The sequence below is a fragment of the Kribbella sp. NPDC051587 genome (assembly GCF_044453945.1).
Taxonomy (GTDB): domain Bacteria; phylum Actinomycetota; class Actinomycetes; order Propionibacteriales; family Kribbellaceae; genus Kribbella.
The window spans coordinates 92,133-100,165 of sequence record NZ_JBITDE010000021.1 but is presented as its reverse complement, the minus strand read 5'-3'; the positions used below and the strand labels follow the sequence as shown (position 1 = coordinate 100,165).

The window sequence follows — 8,033 nt, the reverse complement described above, 5'->3', positions numbered from 1 at the left end:
ACGGTCGACCGACAGATCCCGTTGAAGACCCGAAGTCAGTTAGAGGGCGAGTCAGGACGACCGCTGCGGAGCCACACTCACATCATCACTGTTAGGAGGGGACTTGGCGGTTGGGGTAGAGCTCGGGGATGGGGAGGGGGAGGCTCCAGAAGTGGGTTCGGGAGTTGACCATGCCGTAGCGGAGGGCTAGGTGGCGCATGATGCGGAGGGGGCCGCCGATCAGGATGATGGCGAGGGGGATCTCGAGGAGGGCGGCGCTGAGTAGGGCCTGCATGAGGTCGCTGCGCTGGCTGGTGAGGACGTCGAACCAGGCGTCGCAGAGGAGGAGTACGCCGGAGACCACTGCGGTCGGGAAGACGATGACGCGGCGCTTCCAGCCGGCGATCGCGGTGAGGGCGAGCGAGGCGAGCAGGAGGATGTCGAAGCCGACCCAGGTCGCTACCCAGTGCCGGGCGACGTAGTGGTTGGGCAGGGTGACGGCCAGGTAGACGGTCCACGGGATCAGGGCGAGCGCGGCGAGCAGGATCAGTACGGTCCGCCATTTGCGGATCCGGTTGATCGTGCGTGCCGACGGGCCGCCGGCCGGGCGCGGGGCCAGCCGGAGGATCAGCTCGCGGCGCTCCGCCGGGGTCAGGGCGGCGATCTCTTCGTCGGTCAGGCTCACGTTTCCAGTATCCCGACGGCGTCCAGCACCCTCTTGTGATCGCATTCACAAGCACTTAGAATGGACGTCCGGAGCAACCGTGGAGGTGTCGTCGATGACCAGCCGCAAGCCCCCGAGTATGTCGATGCAGGACTGGATCGACCTCCAGCTGCGCGAGGCCGAGAAGGCCGGCAAGTTCGACAACCTGGTCGGCGCGGGGAAGCCGTTGAAGCTCGCGGACCAGCACGACCCGGACTGGTGGGTGAAGGACTTCATCCGCCGCGAGAACATCGACACCGAGGCGCTGCTCCCGCCGGCCATGCTGCTCCGCAAGGAGAAGAAAGAGGTCCGGCAGAAGGTCGCGACGATGCGCCGCGAGTCCGAGGTCCGCGACTACCTCGCCGACCTCAACCAGCGGATCGTGCTCGCCATCCGCGACACCACCGGCCCGGTGATCCCGGTCGGGAAGGTCGATGCCGAGGCGGCGCTCAAGCAGTGGCGCGTGGACCACGAGGAGTGGTTGGAGCATCGCCGCCGCGCCGCAGCGCGCGCGGCGGCGGAGTCCGCCGTACCGTCGAAGAAGAAGTCGATCTGGCAGCGGATCTTCAGCTGAACTCCCGGTGTCGGGTGGGGGCGGGGCGGCCTCCACCCGGCACCGGGCATTACGTGGTGAGCAGCGCTCGCGCGGCCGACTCGATCGTCTCTTCGCTGAGCAGCACCTGCCGCGCGGCATCGCCGAGTGGGACGAAGGAATCCGCTGAGGTGACGCGGCCCAGGCGGCCCGTGTAGCCGTGGTCGATCAGCGCGGCGAGCACGCCTTCGGAGACGCCGCCGGATCGCCGGGTCTCGTCGACCACGAGCACCCGCCCGGTACCTGTTGCCTCGCGCAACAAATCCTCCACCGGCAACGGCGCCAGCCAACGCAGGTCGAGAACCCGTACGCCGGGCAGTCGCGCCGCCACGCGCAGACTCATCGGTACGCCGTTCCCGAACGTCACCAGCGTCAGTTCCGTCCCCCCGCCGTACGTGCGGCCGCGCCCGATCGGCACCGGCGAGGTCGGGTACGGCGTGAGCCACGCGTCGTCGGCCTCGTCGTACAGATCGCGCCGGTGGTAGAGCGCGATCGGTTCCAGGAACACGCTGACCGTGCCCGACGACCGCGCCGCCGCCGCGCAGGCGTGCAGCATCGCCGCCGCATCATCCGGTCGCGAGGGGGACGCGATCACAATCCCCGGGATGTCTCGCAGTACGCCGATCGCGTCGTCGTTGTGGAAATGTCCGCCGAACCCCTTCTGGTAGCCGTAGCCCGCGATCCGCAACACCATCGGGTTCGCGTACTGCTCCTGCGAGAAGAACTTCAGCGACGCCGCTTCACCACGCAGCTGGTCCTCGGCGTTGTGCAGATAAGCCAGGTACTGAATCTCCGGGATCGGCAACAGCCCGGACACCCCAGCGCCAAGCGCGAGACCGAGGATCGACTGCTCATCCAGCAGGGTGTCGAAGACCCGCGCTGCCCCATGCGTCTTCTGCAGTCCGCGCGTCACGCCGTACACGCCGCCCTTGCGGCTGACGTCCTCGCCGAAGACCATCGCCTCCGGATAAGACGCCAGTACGTCGCTCAGGGCGCGATTGATGGACTGGCTGAGCGTCAACCGCTCCGTGGTCGGAGTGCGCTGCGGCAAGGCGTGGGCGACAGTCACGGGATCGGGGAAGCGCAGCGGAGCTGCGACAGCCTCGGCCGAGGACAGCTGCGGCAGGCCGGAGACCTCAGCCGCGATCCGCATCGCCTCGGAGCGCTTGTCTTCGTAGAGGTCGATCACCTCGTCAGCACTGAGCCCCGCGCCGAGCAGACGCCGGGCCGTCCCCAGCAAGGGATCCAACACCTCGTCGGCCGCGACTTCCGCGGCACTCCGGTACGCCGCCTCGACGTCGGACCCGGCATGCCCGAGCAACCGGACGGTCCGCAGGCGCAAGAACGCCGGCCGCCGATTCCGCCGTACGAAGGTCGCCGCCTCCATCGCCATCGTCAGCGTGGCGGCGAGATCGGTGCCGTCGGCATCGAAATACCGCAGTCCCGGCCGCGACCCGTAGGCCTGTTTGATCCACCCGTCCGGCGTCCGCACGCTGATCCCGAGCCCGTTGTCCTCGCAGACCATCAGCAGCGGCATCGGCATGCCCTGGTACGACGTATGCAGAGCGGCGTTGATCGCGCCCGTCGCCGTCGAGTGGTTCGCCGACGCATCACCGAAGCTGGTCACGACGATCGCATCCGCAGGCCAAGGAGACGGTACGCCGAGCTTCGCGGCCCGGGCCATCGAGAACGCGACCCCCATCGCACGCGGCAGGTGGGACGCGATGGTCGAGGTCTGCGGGATGATCGCCAGGTCGTGCCGGCCGAAGACCTTGTGCCGGCCCCCGGAGATCGGTTCGGTGGTCGCCGCGGCGACCCCGAGCAGGATGTCGCGCAGCCCGTCCTTCACCCCGCACTGATCCGCGCGGGCCAGGTAGAACGCGCCGGAGCGGTAGTGCAGCAGCGCGGGATCGGTCGGCCGGAGGGCCGCGGCGACGGCCGCGTTGCCCTCGTGGCCGGCTGACCCGATCGTGTAGAAGCCGTGGCCCTGAGACTGCATCCACCGGGCCGCGAGATCCGCGTGCCGGCTGCCGAGCTGAGCGTCGTACAGGCTGCGCAGCAGGTCGGCGGAGTAGTCGCAAGGGGCGGGTTTGAGGGCGCGCACACGCTCAGCGAACCGCTCGTCTACGCCGATCATGGGGTGCTCACCCGCGGCGTGAAGGTCCTCATTGAATACATGATCCGGGAAGAACGCCGGGACCACAGCTCGGGCCGGTCATATTCTGTCGGTGCCGGGTGGCACGATCGGCCGGAGAGCGTGGAGGAGGCGATCATGAGCGCGGGGTGGAAGGCGGTCCGACCGCTGCGGCACCGCGACTACCGGCTGCTGTGGATCGGGCTGGCGGTCGCGCTGCTCGGGAGCGGGCTGTGGCTGGTCGCGCTCGCCTGGCAGGTGATCGAGCTCGGTGGTGGGCCGGTCCAGCTGTCGGTGGTGACGACGGCGTACAGCATCGGGCTGGTCGTCTGCGTGCTGTTCGGCGGGGTTGCGGCCGATCGATTGTCGCAACGCTTGGTGATGGTGGCGGCCGATGTCGTGCGGGGATGCGTGCTGCTCGTCGTGGCCGCGCTTGCGCTGACCGAGCTGCTCGAGGTTTGGCATCTGGCGGGAGCGGCCGTGCTGATCGGGGCCGGCGAGGCGTTCCTGATACCGGCGTACACGGCGCTCGTGCCGAAGCTGCTGCCGGCTGAGGAGCTGCTGGCGGCCAACGGGCTCGAGGGGACGCTGCGGCCGTTGGCGCAGCAGGCGACCGGTCCTGCGCTCGGCGGTCTGGTGATCGCCGCGATGTCGCCGGGACTGGCGATCCTGATCACGGCGTTCACCTACTTCTTCTCCGCCGGCTGCGTGCTGGCGATGCGGATCCCGGCCGCCGAGCCGACCGAGGCAGCTGAGCCTGCCGAGGATCGGGTGACCGGGGTGCGCGCGATGGCCGCGGATCTCCGAGAAGGCTGGGCCTATGTACGCCGGACGCGGTGGTTGCTGGCATCGCTCCTGTTCGGCACGGTGTTCGTGCTGCTGATCCTCGGGCCGCTGGAGGTGCTGCTGCCGTTCGCGGTCAAGGATCAGCTAGGTGGCGGGCCGAGTGACTTCGGCCTGGTCCTCGCGGCCTTCGGGATCGGCGGGGCGATCGGTGCCCTACTGATCTCCTCGCGCAGTCTGCCCCGGCGCTACCTGACCGTGATGACCTTGATGTGGGGTTTCGGTGCGTTGCCGATCGTGGTCCTCGGCGTGGCTCAGCATCTCTGGGTGATGGCGGTCGGTGCCGCCCTCGTCGGTGCGACCGGCTCGGCGTCGATGGTCATCTGGGGCACGCTGCTCCAGCGCCGGGTGCCCGACCAGCTCCGCGGCCGGATCTCCAGCCTCGACTTCTTCGTCTCGCTGCTGCTGATGCCGGTGTCGATGGCGCTGGCCGGTCCCGCCGGTGCCCTGATCGGTATCCCCGCCGTCTTCGTGATCGCCGGGGTCGGGCCGGCGCTCATCTGCGTCCTGGTCGTCTACTGGGGTCGGCTGCCGTCGGACGAGCTGGCGAACCCGCTCGATCCCGCTCCGGAGCCCGCGTCCGCCTGATCTGCACGATCGGCCATGACAACCTTTCGCGAGGTTCCAGACGTCTTTGTTTGGGGAACGGTGGGATAGGGCCGCTCGTTCTATGGAGTAGTGGGTGGGATTACGTGAGGTGGGCGTCACTGTGAGTGTGCAGCGGGTGGTGGTTGCTGCCGGTTTTGGTGCCGGGACGGTTGGGGCACTCACCGGCGTACTGCTGCTTGGCCCGATGGGGGCCTCGCTGCTGCTCGGGGTCGTGTTCCTGATCGTCTGGCCGCTGGCCGCGGTGATCCGGAACGTCGTCGATGACACCCCGGACTATTCGGCGATCACGGTTGCCGGGCTCGCCGCGGTGGGGGTGCTCTGTCTGCCTGGGCTCGTGCGCCTGGTCGCGGACGGCGCGTTCGGCGCCGCGACCCTGCTCGTGGGCGCGGTCGTCTTCGTGCTGATCGACCTCGTCGTACCGGAGCGTCGGGAGCGGCCGACGCGGCGGCAGCGGCGGATTCGGCGGTTGACCGAGGAGCAGTTCCTCCAGGACGAGGCGCTGATCGCGTCGCTGCAGTGCCCGCTGAGCATCAGCGAGCTCTGCGATGTCTGGGTCGAGACGGCCGGTCAGCTGGCGATGGGCGCGGACATGCGCGATCGGCAGGCGGTCGCCGAGGTGCGGCGGATCTGCCTGGACGAGTTCGAGCGCCGGAACCCGGTCGGTTTCCAGCGCTGGCTCGATGCCGGTGCGCCGCCCGACCCGACCACCTACCTGATGGCCCGCGGGTCCTAAGAAGCCTTCTTCTTCGCGGAGGTCTTCTTCGCCGGAGTCTTCTTCCGGGGTGCTGCTTTCTTCTTGGTCGTGCGCGAGGTGCGGGACTTGCGGGCGGCCTCGACGCTGGCCCGCAGCGCGCTGACCAGATCGGTCGGGGTGGTGGCCTCGGGCTCCTCCTCGGAGTAAACGACCTCCTTGCCCTTCCGCTTGGTCTCGACCAGCTTCTTCACGCGGTCGGTGTAGGTGTCCTTGTACGCCGACGGCTTCCACTCACCGCTCATCGCCTCGACCAGATCCGCGGCCATGGTCAGCTGCTTCCCGGCGCGTGACTTGGCCGGCAGGCTCGCCAGCTCGGCCACCGGGTCGCGGATCTCGTCGGCGAAGTACATCGTCTCGAGGACCAGCACCTTGTCCTGCGCCCGGATCGCGGCCAGGTACTCCTTGCCGCGCATCACGAACTTCGCGATCCCGGCCCGGTTGGTCTTCGCCAGCGCGTCCCGCAACAGCCCGTACGACGAGGCGTTGTCGCCCTCCTTCGGGCCCAGGTAGTAGCTCTTCTGGAAGTGGATCGGGTCGATCTCGTCCAGGTCGACGAAGGTGTCGATCTCCAGCGAGCGTGACTTGCCCGGGGCGATGTCGTCCAGCTCGGCCGGCTCGACCACGACGTACTTGCCGTTGCCGAGGTCGTGACCCTTCACGATCTTGTCGAACGCGACCTCACGGCCGGTGCGTTCGTTGACCCGCTTGTACCGGATCCGGTCCGACGTACCGCGCTGGAACTGGTGGAAGTCCAGCTCGTGTTCCTCGGTCGCGCTGTACAGCCCGACCGGTACCGAGACCAGCCCGAAGGTGATGTAACCGCTCCAGATCGAACGCGCCATACGCGCCCGGTACCCACCTCACATGCGGTTGTAGCGTTTGCGCGCCTCGCGGCTCTCCTTCTGGGCGTCGCGGGCGGTACGGCGGGCCTCGTCGAGCTCGGCCCCTAGGTTGTGCACGAGCTGCTGCGCGTCGGCGAGCGCCTCGCGGGCCTCGTCGAGTTGCTTGTCGAGATCCTCGACGCGGGCCTCCGCGGCCTGGGCGTCCTTGACCGCGGCCTCGAAGGCCTGCTTGGCCTCGGCGCGGGCGGCGGCCTCGCGTTCCTCGGCCTCACGGCGGGCCTGATCTTCTTCCTGCTCAGCCTTGGTGTCGGCGGCTTCCTCGGCCTGCTGGGTCTTGCGGCGGGCCCGGGCTGCTTCGCGACGCTCGTCGGTGAGGGGAGTGACGTTGGTGGGCTCACCGTTCTCGTCGACGACCCCGAAACCGACGTGCCGGAGCGCGCTGCTCAAACGCCCTTCCCGTACGGCGTCGCCCGCGGCCGGGTCGACGAGCGCGGCGTCGAGCGTCTCGCGGAGCTTCTGGGTGACATCCGCGCTGACCTTCTGACCGGCCTCCTTGGCCAGCCGCCCAGCCTCTTTGACCAGCTTGTCCAGCAGCTGATGGCGCTTCGGCGTCAGCTCGCGGAGCCGGTCCCCGTCCATGTCCGCGGTCGCCTCGCGGAACTCGTCGCCCAGGGCGATCAGGTCGTCCAGATCGTCCGGCGCGTGGTGTGCGACCAGGTTCGCCACCCAGGCGGCGACCGTCGGCTTCCGGAGTGCCTTCAGCCGGGTCGAGGCGAGCTGGTCGCCGTCAGCCTTCAGCTCCTTGGCCAGCTCGTTGCGCGTCGCAATGAAGTCGGCCGCCGGGCTCGCGTACAGCTGGTCCGCCGCCTCCTCGAAGTCCACGCGACCGACGCTACCCGAAAGCTGACAGGTTCTGGCAGGTTGACGTGGTTGGCTCGCGCGGTGAACGAATGCTGCTCCGTGGTCGACCTCCGCCAGTACACGCTGCACCCAGGGCAGCGCGACACCCTCATCGACCTGTTCGACGAACACTTCGTCGAAGGCCAGGAGGTGTGCGGGATGCACATCCCCGGCCAGTTCCGCGACCTGGACGACCCTGATCGCTTCGTCTGGCTCCGCGGCTTCCGCAGCCTGGACGTCCGCGCCGAAGCCCTCAAAGCCTTCTACTACGGCCCGACGTGGCGCGCGCACGCCGAAGCCGCCAACGCCACCATGGTCGACTCGGACAACGCTCTGCTGCTTGAGCCGATCCAACTAGGCCCGGACTACCCGCAGGTGAGTGCTCCACGCACGAGCAACTCAACGCCATCAGTCATCACGGGCATGGTGCATCCGGCCGAACCCGGCTTCGAGGAACACTTGATCCACGACCTGCTGCCGACCCTCGGGGTCGCGCCGCTCGCCATCTTCCGGAGTCTCTCCGTCCCGAACAACTTCCCCGCCCTTCCGCTGCGCGACGACACGGTGCTGGTGTGGTTCGCGCGGTCGCCGGACGAGGCGGCGTACCGGAGGTGGGAGGGGCAGGTGCTTCGGCTGGCGCCGACCTCACGTTCTCAGCTGCATTAAATAGTTTGCGC

At 68.7% G+C, this 8,033-nt stretch carries 8 protein-coding genes; 4 read left to right on the top strand and 4 right to left on the bottom strand.

Annotation, left to right across the window (positions count from 1 at the left end; all coding sequences use genetic code 11):
- Positions 1-91: 91 nt before the first annotated feature.
- Complete coding sequence (locus ACIA49_RS40710) at positions 92-664, bottom strand: hypothetical protein (RefSeq protein ID WP_396383716.1); 573 nt, start codon at positions 662-664, stop codon at positions 92-94.
- A gap of 94 nt (positions 665-758) precedes the next feature.
- Between ACIA49_RS40710 and ACIA49_RS40705 the strand changes: the two genes are divergently transcribed.
- Complete coding sequence (locus ACIA49_RS40705; protein WP_396383715.1) at positions 759-1,256, top strand: DUF1992 domain-containing protein; 498 nt, start codon at positions 759-761, stop codon at positions 1,254-1,256.
- A 49-nt stretch (positions 1,257-1,305) separates the two neighbouring features.
- Here ACIA49_RS40705 and ACIA49_RS40700 read toward each other — a convergent pair whose 3' ends face one another.
- Positions 1,306-3,411: a thiamine pyrophosphate-dependent enzyme gene (locus ACIA49_RS40700; RefSeq protein WP_396383714.1), complete on the bottom strand. Its 2,106-nt coding sequence runs from the start codon at positions 3,409-3,411 to the stop codon at positions 1,306-1,308.
- Between the two features lie 135 nt (positions 3,412-3,546).
- Between ACIA49_RS40700 and ACIA49_RS40695 the strand changes: the two genes are divergently transcribed.
- Positions 3,547-4,839, top strand: coding sequence for an MFS transporter (locus ACIA49_RS40695; RefSeq protein WP_396383713.1), 1,293 nt, complete (start codon positions 3,547-3,549; stop codon positions 4,837-4,839).
- Between the two features lie 94 nt (positions 4,840-4,933).
- On the top strand, positions 4,934-5,593 hold the full coding sequence (locus ACIA49_RS40690; RefSeq protein WP_396383712.1) for a hypothetical protein: 660 nt from the start codon (positions 4,934-4,936) through the stop codon (positions 5,591-5,593).
- Here the strand turns inward: ACIA49_RS40690 and ACIA49_RS40685 are convergent.
- Positions 5,590-6,456 (bottom strand): Ku protein, encoded by an 867-nt coding sequence (locus ACIA49_RS40685; RefSeq protein WP_396383711.1) that lies wholly within the window; start codon positions 6,454-6,456, stop codon positions 5,590-5,592. The genes ACIA49_RS40690 and ACIA49_RS40685 overlap by 4 nt on opposite strands.
- Positions 6,457-6,474: 18 nt before the next feature.
- Complete coding sequence (locus ACIA49_RS40680; protein ID WP_396383710.1) at positions 6,475-7,338, bottom strand: hypothetical protein; 864 nt, start codon at positions 7,336-7,338, stop codon at positions 6,475-6,477.
- A gap of 78 nt (positions 7,339-7,416) precedes the next feature.
- Here ACIA49_RS40680 and ACIA49_RS40675 point away from each other — a divergent pair, with 78 nt between their 5' ends.
- Entirely contained in the window at positions 7,417-8,022 is a 606-nt protein-coding gene (locus tag ACIA49_RS40675; protein WP_396383709.1) for an NIPSNAP family protein, read from the top strand.
- Positions 8,023-8,033 lie beyond the last annotated feature (11 nt).

Bases quoted from the DNA above. Each gene is read 5' to 3' on its own strand.
- ACIA49_RS40705 (WP_396383715.1), top strand. From the start codon at position 759: ATGACCAGCCGCAAGCCCCCGAGTATGTCGATGCAGGACTGGATCGAC.
- ACIA49_RS40700 (WP_396383714.1), bottom strand. From the start codon at position 3,411: ATGATCGGCGTAGACGAGCGGTTCGCTGAGCGTGTGCGCGCCCTCAAA.
- ACIA49_RS40695 (WP_396383713.1), top strand. From the start codon at position 3,547: ATGAGCGCGGGGTGGAAGGCGGTCCGACCGCTGCGGCACCGCGACTAC.
- ACIA49_RS40685 (WP_396383711.1), bottom strand. From the start codon at position 6,456: ATGGCGCGTTCGATCTGGAGCGGTTACATCACCTTCGGGCTGGTCTCG.